This window comes from Nitrospira tepida, from assembly GCF_947241125.1.
GTDB classification, from domain to species: Bacteria; Nitrospirota; Nitrospiria; order Nitrospirales; family Nitrospiraceae; genus Nitrospira_G; species Nitrospira_G tepida.
Genome location: NZ_OX365700.1, coordinates 816,236 through 831,322, shown reverse-complemented (window position 1 = coordinate 831,322; position 15,087 = coordinate 816,236). Strand labels below are relative to the sequence as shown.

The 15,087-nt window shown below is 64.0% G+C and carries 17 protein-coding genes and 1 pseudogene; 7 read left to right on the top strand and 11 right to left on the bottom strand.

Going from position 1 to position 15,087, the window contains the following annotated elements; genetic code table 11:
• Nucleotides 1–20 precede the first annotated feature (20 nt).
• The 5 genes from rsmA to larC are packed head-to-tail and all read right to left on the bottom strand — an operon-like array spanning nucleotide 21 to nucleotide 4,502.
• Nucleotides 21–851: a 16S rRNA (adenine(1518)-N(6)/adenine(1519)-N(6))-dimethyltransferase RsmA gene (rsmA, locus tag QWI75_RS04000; protein ID WP_289267398.1), complete on the bottom strand. Its 831-nt coding sequence runs from the start codon at nucleotides 849–851 to the stop codon at nucleotides 21–23.
• Between the two features lie 15 nt (nucleotides 852–866).
• Complete coding sequence (locus QWI75_RS03995; RefSeq protein ID WP_289267397.1) at nucleotides 867–1,181, bottom strand: hypothetical protein; 315 nt, start codon at nucleotides 1,179–1,181, stop codon at nucleotides 867–869.
• A 19-nt stretch (nucleotides 1,182–1,200) separates the two neighbouring features.
• A complete protein-coding gene (gene pdxA / locus QWI75_RS03990; protein WP_289267396.1) occupies nucleotides 1,201–2,265 on the bottom strand; it encodes a 4-hydroxythreonine-4-phosphate dehydrogenase PdxA in 1,065 nt (354 codons plus the stop codon).
• Nucleotides 2,255–3,259 carry a sodium:calcium antiporter gene (locus tag QWI75_RS03985; RefSeq protein ID WP_289267395.1) on the bottom strand — a complete coding sequence of 335 codons (1,005 nt, stop codon included), beginning with the start codon at nucleotides 3,257–3,259 and terminating at the stop codon, nucleotides 2,255–2,257. The genes pdxA and QWI75_RS03985 overlap by 11 nt, the downstream gene beginning before the upstream one ends.
• Before the next feature lie 19 nt (nucleotides 3,260–3,278).
• Complete coding sequence (gene larC / locus QWI75_RS03980; protein ID WP_289267394.1) at nucleotides 3,279–4,502, bottom strand: nickel pincer cofactor biosynthesis protein LarC; 1,224 nt, start codon at nucleotides 4,500–4,502, stop codon at nucleotides 3,279–3,281.
• Between the two features lie 266 nt (nucleotides 4,503–4,768).
• Here larC and QWI75_RS03975 point away from each other — a divergent pair, with 266 nt between their 5' ends.
• A complete protein-coding gene (locus QWI75_RS03975; protein WP_289267393.1) occupies nucleotides 4,769–5,326 on the top strand; it encodes a hypothetical protein in 558 nt (185 codons plus the stop codon).
• A 27-nt stretch (nucleotides 5,327–5,353) separates the two neighbouring features.
• Here the strand turns inward: QWI75_RS03975 and larB are convergent, their stop codons facing one another.
• On the bottom strand, nucleotides 5,354–6,190 hold the full coding sequence (gene larB, locus QWI75_RS03970) for a nickel pincer cofactor biosynthesis protein LarB (RefSeq protein WP_289267392.1): 837 nt from the start codon (nucleotides 6,188–6,190) through the stop codon (nucleotides 5,354–5,356).
• Nucleotides 6,191–6,209: 19 nt separating this feature from the next.
• Nucleotides 6,210–7,238 carry an NAD(P)H-dependent glycerol-3-phosphate dehydrogenase gene (locus QWI75_RS03965; RefSeq protein WP_289267391.1) on the bottom strand — a complete coding sequence of 343 codons (1,029 nt, stop codon included), beginning with the start codon at nucleotides 7,236–7,238 and terminating at the stop codon, nucleotides 6,210–6,212.
• A gap of 368 nt (nucleotides 7,239–7,606) precedes the next feature.
• Here QWI75_RS03965 and QWI75_RS03960 point away from each other — a divergent pair, with 368 nt between their 5' ends.
• The 3 genes and pseudogenes from QWI75_RS03960 to QWI75_RS03955 all read left to right on the top strand — a co-directional run bounded on the left by QWI75_RS03960 (nucleotide 7,607) and on the right by QWI75_RS03955 (nucleotide 8,771).
• Complete coding sequence (locus QWI75_RS03960; RefSeq protein WP_289267390.1) at nucleotides 7,607–8,308, top strand: porin family protein; 702 nt, start codon at nucleotides 7,607–7,609, stop codon at nucleotides 8,306–8,308.
• A 106-nt stretch (nucleotides 8,309–8,414) separates the two neighbouring features.
• Nucleotides 8,415–8,486: pseudogene (locus tag QWI75_RS22640) on the top strand (zinc-ribbon domain-containing protein); the annotation flags it as partial.
• A 66-nt stretch (nucleotides 8,487–8,552) separates the two neighbouring features.
• Nucleotides 8,553–8,771 carry a hypothetical protein gene (locus tag QWI75_RS03955; protein WP_289267389.1) on the top strand — a complete coding sequence of 73 codons (219 nt, stop codon included), beginning with the start codon at nucleotides 8,553–8,555 and terminating at the stop codon, nucleotides 8,769–8,771.
• A gap of 103 nt (nucleotides 8,772–8,874) precedes the next feature.
• Here QWI75_RS03955 and QWI75_RS03950 read toward each other — a convergent pair whose 3' ends face one another.
• From QWI75_RS03950 to truD, 3 genes are all read right to left on the bottom strand, one after another.
• Nucleotides 8,875–9,675, bottom strand: coding sequence for a dimethylarginine dimethylaminohydrolase family protein (locus QWI75_RS03950; protein WP_289267388.1), 801 nt, complete (start codon nucleotides 9,673–9,675; stop codon nucleotides 8,875–8,877).
• A complete protein-coding gene (locus QWI75_RS03945; RefSeq protein ID WP_289267387.1) occupies nucleotides 9,672–10,922 on the bottom strand; it encodes an ornithine cyclodeaminase, nickel-pincer nucleotide-dependent in 1,251 nt (416 codons plus the stop codon). The genes QWI75_RS03950 and QWI75_RS03945 overlap by 4 nt, the downstream gene beginning before the upstream one ends.
• 106 nt (nucleotides 10,923–11,028) lie before the next feature.
• Nucleotides 11,029–12,075, bottom strand: coding sequence for a tRNA pseudouridine(13) synthase TruD (truD, locus tag QWI75_RS03940; RefSeq protein ID WP_289267386.1), 1,047 nt, complete (start codon nucleotides 12,073–12,075; stop codon nucleotides 11,029–11,031).
• Nucleotides 12,076–12,219: 144 nt separating this feature from the next.
• On the opposite strand from truD, the gene QWI75_RS03935 reads away from it, so the two are divergent.
• Nucleotides 12,220–12,945 (top strand): hypothetical protein, encoded by a 726-nt coding sequence (locus QWI75_RS03935; RefSeq protein WP_289267385.1) that lies wholly within the window; start codon nucleotides 12,220–12,222, stop codon nucleotides 12,943–12,945.
• Nucleotides 12,942–13,826, top strand: a complete 885-nt coding sequence (locus tag QWI75_RS03930) for a metallophosphoesterase (RefSeq protein WP_289267384.1) — start codon at nucleotides 12,942–12,944, stop codon at nucleotides 13,824–13,826. Before QWI75_RS03935 ends, QWI75_RS03930 begins: the two co-directional genes overlap by 4 nt.
• 42 nt (nucleotides 13,827–13,868) lie before the next feature.
• On the opposite strand, the gene QWI75_RS03925 is transcribed toward QWI75_RS03930, so the two are convergent.
• Entirely contained in the window at nucleotides 13,869–14,501 is a 633-nt protein-coding gene (locus QWI75_RS03925; protein WP_289267383.1) for a HEAT repeat domain-containing protein, read from the bottom strand.
• Between QWI75_RS03925 and QWI75_RS03920 the strand changes: the two genes are divergently transcribed.
• A complete protein-coding gene (locus tag QWI75_RS03920; protein ID WP_289267382.1) occupies nucleotides 14,500–15,087 on the top strand; it encodes a MarR family winged helix-turn-helix transcriptional regulator in 588 nt (195 codons plus the stop codon). The two genes, QWI75_RS03925 and QWI75_RS03920, sit on opposite strands and share 2 nt — an antisense overlap.

Here is a 15,087-nt window from a genome sequence, read left to right as displayed (position 1 = left end):
CTGAGCGGCGTTGCCGATGCTTATACACTCGGTCCCGAGTCGCCGTGAACGGCATCGGACTCCATCGGTTGCCCCAACGCCTCGGCAAGTTGCACAAACTCCTCGAGCGACAATTCCTCCGCCCGGCAATCGGACGAGCGGCGGAGCCGCGCCAAGGCCGCCTGCACCGCAGCCGGCGCAAACCCCTCGTCGCGCAGCGAGTTGAGCAGCCGTTTGCGCCGGTGCGCGAACGAGGCCCGCACGACAAGCCGAAACACTTTCTCCTGCGCCGGCGGGACGAGCCCGGGCCGTGTGATGCGCAGTTTCACCACCGACGAGCCGACCTCCGGCCTGGGCCGAAAACACTGGGCGGACACATGAAAGGCCAACTCCACCTCGGCCGCAACCTGCGTAAGCACGGAGAGCACGCCATAGTCCTTGCTCCCCGGCCCCGCAATGAGGCGGCGCGCCACTTCTGTTTGCAGCATCAACACCAAGCGCGAGCAGCGATCCCGATGGTCCAGCAGGCGAAACAGCAGGGCCGTGGAAAGATAATAGGGCAGGTTGGCGACCACGACGGCCTCCTCCGGCAGACTGCTCAAGGGAAAGTTCAGCGCGTCTCCGTGATGAAGCTCCAGGTTGGCGCAATCCCTCGTGTGGTCCCGGAGGTGTTCGTACAGTTGCCGGTCGATCTCGACGGCAATGACGCGGGAGGCGACGCCGCAGAGGGCGCGGGTCAGAATCCCCCGTCCCGGCCCGATCTCGAACACTGTCTCCTGTCCGGAAAGATCGGCCAGGGCGACGATCTTTCGCACGATGTTCGTATCGATCAAAAAGTGCTGGCCGAGTTGCTTGAGCGGGCGGGGGAGCATCCTGGAGGAGTGCCGTCAACCGCCGGGCGGGGTCTGCGGGTGAACCTTCTTCGCGAGCGCTTTCAGCGCGGTTCGATATTCTTCGGCCTGGTCCGTGAACTCTTCCACCAGATCATTCGTGAAGGAGGGCCCCGGTTTCATCCGGGCGAACTTTGCCGCTTCCGCTTCGCCCACATGGGGCTTAAGGAGGGCCGCCGTTGCCGCCTGCCACTTGGCCACCCGTTCGGCTCCGGCGGCGATATTCAGATCCTGCAGGAGCCGCTTCACAATCCCGTCGAGTTCGCGTAACTGGCCGTCGATGATCTGCTGTGCCGTTTGCGAAGTGCTCATGGTCTACCCATTGTTGAAGTCATCGTGAAGTCCGGCGTGAACCGGTGCGAGCGGCCTGCCGGCGGATACGGACCAACTGTGCGGCCAGTTTGATCGCCTCAAGCAAACTGCCCGGTTCCGCCACCCCTCGGCCGGCGATGTCGTAGGCGGTCCCATGATCGACCGAGGTGCGGATGATCGGGAGCCCGACCGTCATGTTGACGCAGGTCCCGAACGCAACGAGCTTCAACGGAATGAGCCCTTGGTCGTGATAGAGGGCCACCACTCCGTCATAGGCGCCTCTGGCCGCCTTGCCGAATAACGTATCGGCCGGCAGCGGATCGCTCGCATCGATGCCGGCCAGCCGGGCTTGAGCCACCGCCGGTTGGATCGTGGTCTGTTCTTCGTCGCCAAACAAGCCGTGTTCGCCGGCGTGGGGGTTGAGCGCCGCTACCCCGATCCGTGGCTTTCGAATGCAGAACGACTCCCGCAGCGCGAGGTCGGCCAACCGGATCGCCTTGACGATCGCCGTCACGGTCAATTTCTCGGGCAACTCCCGGAGCGCAACGTGCGTGGTCGTGAACATGATCTTCAGCGGCCCGCCCAAGATCATCATGCCGACCTCGGTGCTTTTGGTCAGGTCGGCCAGCAACTCCGTGTGGCCCGGGTAGCGGTACCCGCCCATGTGCATCGCTTCCTTGTTGATCGGCGCGGTGACCATCGCGTCGATGAGGCCCGCTTCGGCCAGACGGACCGCCTCGGTGATGAAGGAAACGGAGGCGGCGCCTGTTTCCGGCGCCGCCTTGCCGATCTCGAAAGAATCCAATGGCTGGGGCAGGGGATCCCAAACCGGCACCTGCTTCGGTCCGGCCGAGACCAGCCCGACATCGGTGACCTTCACCGCCTTCAAGGGCGAGCGCAGCAGCTTGAGCGCCCGCTCCATCACGGGAAAAGACCCGATGACGAGGAGCCGGCATCCACGGCGGACCGAGGCCTTGGCCAGCGCCTTTGCCACGACTTCCGGACCGATCCCGGCCGGGTCCCCCATCGTGATACCCAGCAGGGGCGGCCGATCGCCCGCGATTCTGTCTCTGTCACGAGCCATAGAGATAGAGGGTGTAGCCAATATACAGGATCGCGCCGCCGGTCAACAGCCAGGGGCGCCAGTGTCCGCCTCCCAGCAATTGCAGCAAGGTGACCCCGCCGGCAAATACGGCCAAGACCATCGTGAGGAGCGCCGACGGACCCAGCGCCCATTCGGTTCCGATCAGGCCAAGGGACACGGGAAAGGTTCCCTGGAAGACCATTGCGCCGGTCACATTACCCACCGCGAGTTGGTCCTTCTTCCGGTAGAGCCAGAGAAAGCTGTTCGACATCTCCGGAAGCTCGGTCGCGAGCGGCGCAATCAGCAGGGCCAGGATGAGGGGCGCGACATGGAGCGATTCGGCCAGCGAATGGGCCGCCGTCACGAACATGTGGGCCCCTCCGACGAGCCCGGCCATGCCGACCGCCGCCTGAAGGCCGATCATGCCGAAGGAAGGCTTGGCCGATTGCTTCGCAAAGAGCAATGGTTCCACCGCCGACCCTTCTCCTTCCTCTCCCGGCGCCGAGAGCTTCATCTTCATATAATAGAGATAGGCGGCGATCAACAGCGTCGCGGCGGCATAATGAAGCGCCTTGTTGGGCGTCAGCGCGCAGAGCAGCGCGGCGCCGTAGCCCAGCAGAAAGAATTGCAGATCCAGCCGGACCTCCCGATAGTTCAAATGAAACTTGGCCGTCCTCTTGCCCAGCCTGGCGTAGAGCAGCAGCAAGCCCGCCAGGATCGGCAAGACCAGCGTGCTGAGCATGAAGGGCGCGCCCAGGATCGCCCCGAGTCCGACCGCGGTCTGTTCCGGTCCGGTTCCAAAGAAAATGGCGATGATCGGAATGGAGGTTTCCGGCAAGGTCGTGCCGATCGCCGCAAAGATGCTGCCGACGGCGCCTTCGGAGACATTCAGCCGCTTGCCGACCCACTCGATCCCGTTGGTGAAGAGGTGGCAGCCGGCGAGCGTGACGACAATCGACGCGAGGAACAGGAGCGTGTAGAGGACAATCGTCACGAGGACCCTTCACCGATCATCACGCTCGTTTCCTCTGCGACCGTTTCCCGGAGGGCGAGCGCGCGGGCTTGCGATGATAGGTCACGATCGCCTCTTCCATGATCTCCCGCACGGGCTTGCCTGACCGCTCGGCCAGCGCCCGGCAATCCGCATATTCCGGCACCGCCCTGATCGGCACGCCGTTGCGCGACGCCACCTTCATCCGGACCGGCCCGTACTTCGTCGACACGCGCTGAAACGTGCGCGGCAGCACCTCGCGGGCCACTTCCCGATAGCGAACGCCCAAAGCGGTGGTCTCCCGCAGCATCACGTCCGCCACTTGGCGGGTTCGATCCTTGTTGGCAAGCGCCGTCAGCACCGTGCCGGGCCGCCCCCGTTTCATCACGACCGGCGCCAAGGTCACGTCCAATGCGCCGGCCGCAAAGAGCCGTTCCATGACGGTTTCGTAGACCTGGGGATTCAGGTCGTCGAGGTTCGTCTCGATCTCAAAGACCGACTCCGTGTCGGCGCCGGCGCCGTCCCGGACTTCCCCGAGAAACAGCCGCAGCACATTCGGCCATCCGTAAGGATCGGCCTCTCCGGCTCCGTACCCGACGGCCGTGGGCGACATCGGCGGGAGGGCGCGGAACTCCTCCACGAGCGTGCGAAGCACCGCGATGCCGGTCGGGGTCGTGAATTCCCGTCTCGGGCCTTCGCTGTAGATCGGCACACCCTGCGCCAGGCGCGCGACCGCAGGACCGGGAACCGGCAGGGTCCCATGGGCCGACTGCTCGAAGCCGGTCCCGACATTGACCGGAGAGGCCGTGACGCGCGACACGCCCAACAATTGGCAGCCCAGCAACGTGCCCATCACATCGACGAGCGAGTCGACCACCCCGACCTCGTGAAAATGCACCTGTTCCACCGGCACGCCATGCACAACGCTCTCGGCTTCCGCAATGTGCGTGAAGACTTCTCGTCCCAACTCTTTGACCCGCGCCGGCAATCGGCTCCCCTCGATCAGCCGCAGGATCTGGCGAAAGGTCAAGGGGTGTTTCATCGATCGATGGATCACCACATCGACCTTGGTGGCCTGGATGACGTTGCGCATGACTTTTTTGGCCCGGATCTCATAGCCCGTGATGCCGAGCGACGCGAGCCCGCGGCGGAGATCTTTGACTGGCAAACCCCCATCGACCAGGGCCCCCAGCATCATGTCGCCGCTGATCCCGGAGAAACAATCAAAATGGAGATGCATGGTCATCGTCTTCGTGGCTCTCGTTCAGTTGCATCGACCACCGACTCATCGGCCGAGATCGGCGTGCGGCGCCGCGCGACCTGCGCGCATCTTAGCAAATGTCTCTTCGAATCGGGAATGCGGCGATCGGGACAATCGATTCGTCCGGCGGAATCCGTTGTCCGATTGACAGAGATCAGGGCCTATGTTATCCGGTGTCATCCCACGCCGCACTCGCAACTCTCCTCGCTCAGCGGACTGGACAGGATCACGATGGCCAGCATGCCGACGCCATGACCGATCTGACGACCTGGAAGACGGCCATCGGCGTCCTCTGCGTGGCGGTAGTCTGTCTGCTGGGCCCGGACGCCGCCCAGGCCGCGCGCAAATCGAAAGCCGCCCCCAAGAAGGAACCGGACCTTCGCATCGTCGATGTCCGAATCAAGCCGGTGCCCTATGTGCCGTCGCGCGGCGAGTTGCAATTCACGCTGGCGATCGACCTTCCCTCGGATGTCGAACGCGCGAGCCTGCTCGAAGTCACCTGTCTGCTGAGCTCGCCATCCAAGACCAGTCTCCGCTTTCTGACTTACCGCCAACCGGTCGCTCCCATGTTAGACGCTATCGGCTACCAGGCTCCCCGTCCCTCTCCCGCAGGAGACCATCCCAATCGAGGCCCCTCTCCCAGGGTCACCGTCACGTTGAATTGGGACGGGAAAGACCACACCAGGCAGGAGGCTCAGGCCGGCCAGTACCGCTACGAACTCCGCGCCAAGATCATCGGGGACGGAGACAGTACCCCCCGCACCCTCACCGTCTCCTGGCCCAAGCGCGGGACGATGGAAGTGAAATAGAAACGGTCATTCGTCACTGGTCATCCGTCAATCTCGTAGCCGACTGTTGCGTCCCCCTCTCCCCCTGGGGGAGAGGAGGCGGTGAGGGAGGCGTTTGACGATTGACAACCGACGTTCCTCCCCCAGCATATTGATCCGGTGCGCGAGGCAGCCCGCGCCGAACCCATTGTCGATGTTCATGACCCCGACCCCCGCCGCGCAGGCATTCAGCATGGTCAGGAGCGCCGCGAAGCCGCCGAGGCTCGCTCCGTAGCCCGTGCTCGTGGGTACCGCGATTACCGGCCGGTCCACCAGCCCGCCGACCACGCTGGGGAGCACCCCGTCCATCCCCGCCACAACCACCAGGACCCGGGCCTGTTGCAGACGCTTGTGCTGACTGAGCACGCGATGGATGCCGGCGACTCCGACGTCATAGAGGGTCTCCACACGGCTGCCCATCACCTCCGCGGTGATACGGGCCTCTTCGGCCACGGGAACGTCCGCGGTCCCAGCCGTGAGCACAAGCACATGGCCCTTCTGTTCACGCCGCCCCGGTTGCACGGTGACGATGCGCGCCTCCGGATGGTGCCGGGCCAAACGGTCCAGCTTCATCAAGGCTCGCGCCGTTTCGGGCGAGACGCGGGTCGCCAACAGCAACCGGTGCCGCTTGAGGAGCCGCGCGGCGATCGCCGTCACCTGCGCCGTGGTCTTGCCCTCGCAAAAAATAACCTCGGGAAACCCCTGCCGGAGGGACCGGTGATGATCGACCGTCGCGAAACCCAGGTGCTCGGCCGGAAGAGACCGCAGCCGATCGACGACCGCCGACTCATCGAGCCGGCCCCGTCGAAATTGCGCCAACAGCCGCGTGACCTGCTCGCGTGTCATGGCGCGGACCGTTTCCCCTTCAACAGACCACCTCTTCCTTCGCGCCCCGCTCCATCAGATCCCTCACGGCACGGTCGCAAGCCTTCCCTTCGAAGAGCACCGCGCAGACTTCTTGGACGATCGGCATATCGACCCGGTGGCGCCGGGCCAGGCCCAGCGCCGCCCGGGCGGTGCGCACCCCCTCCGCTACGGCCTGCATGCTGTTCAAGATGTCGGTCAGCCGCTCTCCTTGCCCGAGTCGCAGCCCCACCTGATGGTTGCGGCTGGCCGGTCCCGTCGACGTCAGCACGAGATCTCCCACGCCGGACAGGCCGTAGAAGGTGCGCGGGTCGGCGCCCATCGCCTGCCCGAGGCGAATGATCTCTGCCAGCCCCCGCGTGATCAGCGCCGCGCGCGTGTTGTGCCCAAGGCCCAACCCATCCACCACGCCGGCGGCGAGCGCGATCACGTTCTTGAGCGCGCCGCCGAGCTGCACCCCCACGACATCGCTGCTGCCGTAGACCCGGAATCGTGGCGTCATGAGCAGCGCTTGGAGATCGCGCACCAATTCGCGGTCCGACCCGGCCAAGGTGACGGCGGTCGGCAACTCTCTGGCCACTTCGCCGGCAAAGCTGGGACCGGACAGCACGGCCAACAGGTCCGCGTTGCCACGCAGCCACGTGTGGATCACGACTTCAGACATCAGCTCAAACGAGCCTTCTTCGATGCCCTTCGTCGCGCTGATCACGGGACCGGCCGGATGACCGGTCTCGTGGATGCGCGTCAGGACCGACCGGGCCGCATGAGAGGGCACCGCAAACAAGAGGACCTCTGCTCCCTTTAGCGCCTCCGCGAGCGAGTGGGTCGCGCCCAAGGAGGGAGGAAGGGCAATGCCAGGGAGAAACATTCGGTTCTCGCGCTCTCTGCGGATCGTCTCCACCACCTCCGGCTCATAGGCCCACAAGGCGACGGAAAGCGACTTCCTGGCGAGATGGGCCGCAAGGGCCGTTCCCCAGGCGCCGGCTCCGACGACGGCGATGCGATGGAATGTTCGAGTGGAGTCAGTCATGCATGGATGGCGATCGGTCGCGTTCTGATCGTCGGGCGGAGAGATGCGGATTATAGAAACCGCGTTTCTCCGCTGTCAATGAAGACGGCTTCATCGGAAGGAAGTCGGACGCGATCCGACATCTCCAGGCAAGATCATGTCCGGCTCGTCGCCGTCTCGTCACGAAGAATTACCAAGTCCACATGTCGGCAGAAGCGACCCCGTCGGACTTGGCGTTTCTATTAGACTTCGGAGGAAGTCCGCTGTAAGAGCATAGGAGACCGCAGATCGGCCCATGTCTCGGCATGCCCTTTGCGTTTCCCTAGTGGGAGTTTTCCATGACCAACACCCTCTCCCCGGACACAAGCAACGCAGGAGGAATATTCAAGATGGCCATTGATCAATCTTTTTCCATGCTTCGGATAACGGCCAGGGTTTGCCTGCTCGCCGGCTCTCTCATGGCCGCGGCACAAGGGACGGCGCAGGCGGAATCCTACGTGGCTGGACAATTTGGTCTCACGGTCCCTTCGATGAGCGGAGGGCTGACCAATGTCGATCTGACCGGATCCTTCCCCGAGGGCTCGACCTTTTCGGACAATGCGTTGAAGTCCTCGCTGCTGTTCGGCGCCAAGTTCGGTCATTTCTTCAACCGCGCCCCCTGGTTCGGCCTCGAGACGGAAGCGTTCATGACGAACCCCCACATCAAGCAGCAGCCGCTGACCTTGACCGTTCCTCCCGTCTCAGCCACCGCCGAGTTGCCGGGCGCCTACTTCCGCGTCGTGACCTGGGCGCCGGTGAATCTCGTCTTTCGCTACCCCGGGAAACGGTTACAGCCCTACGTCGCCATCGGTCCCGGGCTGTTCTTCGCGCGCATCAAGGACCCCAATTCCTCCGACTCCCAATCTGACACCAGGCTCGGATTGAATACTCAGGTCGGAATCCGCTACTTCGTCACCAGGCACTTCGCGCTCTTCGGCGAATGGAAGTTCAACCATGCCCGTTTCCGCTTCGACGAGAAGCCCGATTATTTCGGCTTCAACGGCACCTACAATATGCACCACTTTGTGCTCGGCCTCGGCTACCATTTTTAACCTTCACCACTTCCGCGACTTCCGCGCCTGCAGGCACATCGTGCGGCACGCCAAACTGCCGTCATATTGACGGTTCGGACCCCGCCGGCCATACTTCGGCCTGGCCATGCTCAGCACCTGCGTCAAATGCGGAGCTGTTCTCGAATTGGAGGCCCGATTCTGCCCGCAATGCGGGCACCCGCAACCTTCACGGGCCTCTGAGGGGCGGAAAGCACAGACTCCCGCGATCAAAGAAGAGATGAACATGACGATCCTCTATGCGATGGTCGGGATCTTGATCCTCGCCGTGCTGTTCCCGCCATGGGAGTCTCCTCCCGATCGGTCTCCTGAATTTCTGGGCTTCTACCCGCTTTGGTCACGACCGCCCGAGGGAGTCGTCAGCCACATGCTGCTCATCATCGAGACCAGCACGATTGCGATCGGCGGGATCTACGCTTCGTGGCTTTTTCGCAGGAGACGTTAATCGTCATTCGTCAACCGTCAATCGCGTCGGAAGGACGAAAGAAGGTGCCGCTTTCGCTTCCTGCTTCTCCTTCCGAATGACGCTTGACGATTGACGCCGTGGGCTAATCCAGGGCCAGCGTCAGACACTTGGCCGAGCCGCCCGATTTCAGAAACTCATCCAGCGGGGTGGGATGGGTGAGGTACCCCCGCTCGTGAAGTAGCCGTTCGGTCGTCTCGCACCCGGTCGGCAGAACCACGTGCTTGCCGACGCAGACCGCATTGCAGGCGAACTTGAGCGCGTCGGATTCCGGCACGACCACTTGCCTCACGGCAGGAACCCGTTCCGCGATCGCGGCCTGCGCGTAGGGATCGAACGCCGGAGGGTAGTACAACAGCTCCCCTCCGCTGAGCGGGCAGAAGCAGGTATCCAAATGGTAAAAGCGGCTATCGACGAGTTCCACTGGAATGATCTCCCGCTGAAAGATCTCGCTAAGCACCGGATAGGCCCTGATGTCCGACCGTTGCCGATAGCCTCCAAACCAGGTATCGGGAAATCCCAGGAGGTCGCCGGCCCCCTCGAAGAACAACCCCTTCTCAAGCAGCCCCACCTCATAACCCTGCGCGCGGAACCAGTTCTCGAAATGGATCTCCTCCCGTTGCCGCTCGGGATGGCGGAATCGACTGACGACCGCGCGCCGTCCCTGTACGACGCCGGCGTTGGCCGTGAATACCAGATCGGGCAGCCCCGGCACCGGATCGAGCCGTTCCAGGATGGCGCCAGCCTCCTGTTCCAGCACCCGGACCAACCCCTCCCACTGGTCCCGCGCGCGGTCCGAATGGACCTCGTTCTTGCGGCGCATCCAGGGATTGATCTCGTAATCGATTGAGAAGTAATCCGGGGCGCAGACCAGGAACCGGCTCACGGCTTCCACCCCAATTCGCGCGCCAGCTCTTTCAAAAATGAGGCGGCGTCCATGACCAGGCCGACGGCCTGAAAACTGCCGCGATCCGCCAACTTGGTCGGCACGGACGGATTGACGTCTACGCAGACGGTCGGCACCGTCGCCGGCAACAGATTTCCGGTCGCCACCGCGTGTAAGGTCGAAGCGACCAACAGAGCCAGGCCGACATCGGGAAGCGCGGCCCGCATGGCCGCCTGCGCCTGCATCGAATCCGTAATCACCCCCGGCAGCGGCCCGTCGTCCCTGATCGTTCCGGCCATGACGATCTGCACCCCTTGCTTGACGCAAGCCGCCATGATGCCGGTTGTGATCACGCCCTGCCGCACCGCTTCCTCGATGCTGCCGATGCCGCGGATGCGGTTGATCGTGCGCAGGTGATGTTCATGTCCGTGCGGCATGGTCCGTCCCGCCGCGAGCCCATAGCCGAGCGAGGTGCCGAACAGGGTCGCTTCCATGTCATGGGCGGCGAGGGCGTTGCCGCAGAACAGCACCTGGACGAATCCCGATTCAACGAGCCAGGTCAAGGCATCCCGGCCGCCCGCATGGACAATGGCCGGCCCGCCGGCCAGCAGAATCTTGCTGGCCGGATGGCCTTGCCGGAACGATGTCCGCAGGGCCTGCATCCGCTTGGCGATATCCGCAATCAACGGCGCGTGCGGACGCTCGGAGGACACCTGCGCCTCCATGAAGCCGAACACGTCCCGGCGGGCCGGCCGGCTGAGCGGCTGCACGCGCACGCCCGACCGGCCCACGACAACGAGGTCGCCTTTCCTGACTTCCGCCATCGGGACGATGCCGGCGCAGCGCTTGACCGGATCGACTCGAATCGCCGTGTCCATTTCAATCGGTTCAACCGGCACCCAATGGCCGCCCAGCCGCACCTGGGTCGGGAGGTGGCTGGTGGCATAGAACCGGTCCGGGAGGACTCCGTCGACCGGAGCCGGCTCGACTTCACAATCCCGATCGACTTCGGGGGCGGCGCCATGCGGCTGGATGGCAGTCAGAATCTCCGCCAGTAGTTCTTCCGAAGGAGCCTGGACGAGAATACGGGCTCTGGAGGGTTGCTCCCGCGTCACCCCGATCCGCACCTCCTGCAGATCGAAGCTCCCGCCCATCATGAGGATGGTATCCAGAACCTTGGCCAGGATCAGAGAATCGATGATGTGCCCGTGGAGGGAAACCAGTTCGCTGTATTGAGGCTGGGACATGGGACACCAGACGAAAGGCCTGTCCCCATGATACCATGCGGGAGGCCTGGGATCGGAAGGACGCGGAGGCTTTCGTCTCGGGCCGTTACTCGCCGTTGGATTGAGGCTATCCGGGAAGGTTCTGCTCGTTTTTCATCAGCTCCCGCAGCACATTGGTCGCGTAGCCGCCGGGAGGGAGCGCAAACGACAGGGTGAGGGTTCGATCCTGAAGCGACCAGTCCAACCCCGCCAACGGAACCCGCAGCGCCCGCCGTTCGCCGCGAAATCCGCAGGCCTTGGCGGCAGCGGTCAAGGCCTCCCTGGTCGTGCCCAGCTCAGCCACTGCCTCCTGCTCGATGGCTCCGGCCTCGCCCGTCGCCCAGGAGGCGCGCGACCCGAAGAGGGGGCCGGTCGGACTGATCTCAAAGGCATCGGCGCGAGGCTGCTCCTGGACCGGGTCCTCCACGGGAAAGCAGGCGCCGTTCGCCACCTTCATTGCCCAGTCGCCCGAGAGCAGCCGGTCGATCCGGTCAATGCGCGCGGCCACGATCCGATTGAACAGGTGCGCTTGGTAGGCATGCAGGTACCAGAGCCGCTTGCTCCTGGACAGTTTGTTGCGCCGGGCCCCATCGACCAGCAACGCTGCGCCGAGGAGATAATTTTCCCCTTTGCGCCCCTGCCGCTGCGGGCCGAAATAATGCGGTACCCCGCGACGGACCAGTTCATCGAGCACGACCGAAACCCGCTCGCCGGCATCCGGCGACACCTGTCGGATCACAAGGCGAAACTCGTTGCCGGCGTGGTGGCCGGTCCGCAGACGGTTGCGGTGGCGCCCCAGCACCTCGACGGCCAGAATCCGGTCATCCGTGCGAAGGCGAGCCAGCGTCTCCGGCTTCACCCCCTGGAGCGACAGCATCTGGGTCGTCACGGCGTTGGAATCTTTCAACCCGGCCACGCCGATGGCCCGGGCCTTGATCCCCAGAACCGAACTCAGATGCAGGACCAACTGGGGCGTCCCGAGTCCGCGCTTCGTGATCTGGAGATACAGATGCTCTCCCTCTCCGCAGGGGAGATAAAGGGGTCGCTCTTTTACTTGGAAGTCATCGGGGGTTGATCGGATCGTCCCGCCGATGCCGGGAACGGAGGCGGTCAGGTAGGGCAACGGTATCGTCACGACAGACCCCGGCTGATTCCATCGGCCATCCCTGGCGAGCCGTGGTCCTGCATCAGGAAATGAGTCATTTTCCTCGCTCCGCTTCCAGGCCATGTTATACTGAACCCACCGGTGACCCCATTTTGCCTATCCATATGGCGCTGCATGAGCCGCTCCGTTCGGAACAGGCCGCTTCGCTGGCCTGCGCCGCCGATTCCGTGGCGGGTTGCTCTGTGTCTCGCCCTGCTCGCGTTCGCCGGGACCATTCCTGATCCGACCGCCGAGGCAACGCCGATCGATCCGTTTGTCCAGATCACCGAGCACGTCCGCCGTCAAGTCGCGCAGGATAAGCGGCAGTTCGCGATCGCCGATGTCTGCACCCAGTGGTTTTATCAACAACTGCGCCCTCAAAAATCCGCCCCTCGACCGAGCGTGGAGCCGATCGCCTGGCGGCCGACCAATGAGCAGCCTCTCCTCAGCCGACCGATGGCCGGGGGCGGACCAGGCGCTCCCGATTGCGCCACCCTCTATCCAAAGGGGTTGGAGCAGGCACGGGAATCGTTCGGCTTCACCCAGACGGCGCTCTCGATCAGTCTGACGTTCTATGAGTTCGCGCTCGTTGCTGACCGGGACGACGACTGGCACTACAGCCAGCCGGAGATCCAAGATTTCCTCCGCGCTCTAGACCTACAGGAACCGGCCAACGAATCCCATGGCTCCGACGCCGCCGGTTCCGAGGCTGCTCGCGGCCAGGCCCTCACGACCAAGTTCGATCGGATCTATAAGAACCGCTCGCTCGACCTCGTCGTCACGGGCATGGGACACCTGTATGACTCCGGCTATCGCCTGACCCTCTCGGACCGCAACGTGCTCGATCAGGTCACGAGATGAGGGCTAGGTGGCAGGAATGGCAAGACCTTTCCCGCATGTTTACCGGCCACGTCCTGACCGCTCCGCTGCATCACCTGTTCAATCGGTTGCCGCATTGGGAATATGGGCTGGCTCGTCCGCAACTGACCAGGCTGCATTGCACCCATGCGCGTCTGGCCGGCCGCCGGGCCGTCCACCTCACCGATCTGCATCTCGACCGGTACCAGATCCGGCATGACAAGACCATCCGGATCGTGGCGGATCTCAAGCCGGACTGGATCTTCATCACCGGAGACCTGTTGAATGTCCGCAGCGGACTCCCGTCCCTCTTCCGCTTTTTGGCCGGTCTCCGCTGGATCGCGCCCCTCTACATGACCCTCGGGAACCACGACCATTATAGCGGGGTCCCGGTGGACGAATTTGCCTCGCTGGCCGACCGGCACAAGATCACGTTGCTGGTCAACCAAACCACGACCTTGCAGGTCAATGGCGGCGAGCTGGCCATTATCGGCGTCGATGACCCCTCGCTCCATCGCGCCCGCCTGGACCAGGTGCCGTCCCCTCATCCGGACCGGTTCACCTTGCTCCTGGCCCATGCCCCGAACATCCTGCAGATCCTCCACGACGGGCACCATCTCGATTTGATCCTCACCGGCCATAGCCACGGCGGCCAGTGGCGGCCTCCCTACCTGCGTCCCTTTTGGCTGCCGCCTGGCTGCGCGGGCAAGGTGGGCGGGCTGTATGAAGTGGGCCGGCACCGGCTGTATGTGAATCGCGGGCTCGGCTGGTCGGCCTTGCCCCTCCGGTGGAATTGCCCGCCGGAGGTCCTGTTGATCGAATGGAAAGAGCGCGTCACTGGTCAATCGTCATCCGTCAATCGGGGAATCGGCTCCCGCAGTTGACGGTTGACCATTGACGACTGACGATTTTGTAGGCCGTCCCGTTTAACCTATCCGCTCCCAGGCTTCCCGCGCGCGGCTGCGAACCGTCTGGTCCCAATCCTCCTTCATCATCACGGCCAGCTTCTCCTTCGCCTGGATCGCCCTCATTCGTCCCAATCCCAGTGCCGCGCAGCCGCGGACATAGGCATGGTCGTCGTCCAGGGCCGCCATCAAGGCCGGCACGGTGGACGGGTCTTGCAGCACCCCCAGGTGGCTGGCCGCCATGCCGCGGAGGCGATGTTGCTTGTCCCCCACCGCCTGTTTGAGCGTGGCCATAAAAATGTCCTTTAGCTCTCCGGCCACCTCTTCAAGACCGTGCCGTTGATATTCATTGATCTCGACGAGTTGGAAGGCCAGGTCGCGGCGCGCCTCCCACGTGCGGGCCTTCTTGAAGGATGCGAGCAAGCGGGCCCGTCGCGCTCGTTGCGCGCGCCGCTTGCGAAAGGGCCGGACCAACAGCCATCCGCCGGCCGCGACCACGCAAGCCAGGGCCGTAGCCGGCACGACCTGCTCCACGACGTAATCCTGGACATCCGGCGGGGTCCGTTTCCAGATCCACACCGCCGTCACCACCAGCCCGATCAGCAGGAGCACCAGCGTCAGCCGGACCTGTCCCCGTTCGTTGCGCGCGAGCATGCGGCACTATAAAAAGCGTGTCTTCGACCCGTCAACAGCCGGATCGGCACAGACCGCGCGCGTCAATCCCCACGGCGGGCTTGACTCTCCATCACGGTCCTTCTACGATCCGGCGCCGATCGCCATGTCGTCGCCGAAGTTGCCCGATCTGAAAGATGATCCGCACCTGAAAGTGATCCGCCCGCTCGTGGAGGCCTATCTGGCTTTCTCGCGCGCCGACAACCGGCACATCCGCGCGATGAAACTCACGCCCGCGCAATTCGACGTGATCGCGACATTGGGCGACACGGACGGCCTGACCTGTTCGGAGCTGTCGCAGGCCACGCTCGTGACCAAGGGCACCCTGACCGGCGTCTTGGATCGCCTGGCGGCGAAGGGGTTGATCCGGCGGGACCCGGACCCGCAGGACCGCCGCGCGGTGCGCATCAGGCTCACGGACAAGGGCGACGCCTTGTTCCGGAAGACCTACGGGGCGCACATCATGTACCTGCGCCCGTTTTTCGAGCGGGCGCTCAACAAGCACCAGGCCGGCCAGGCGGCCGAGTTGCTGGTTCGCATTCGAGACAGTTTCACCCAGCCCCGTTGA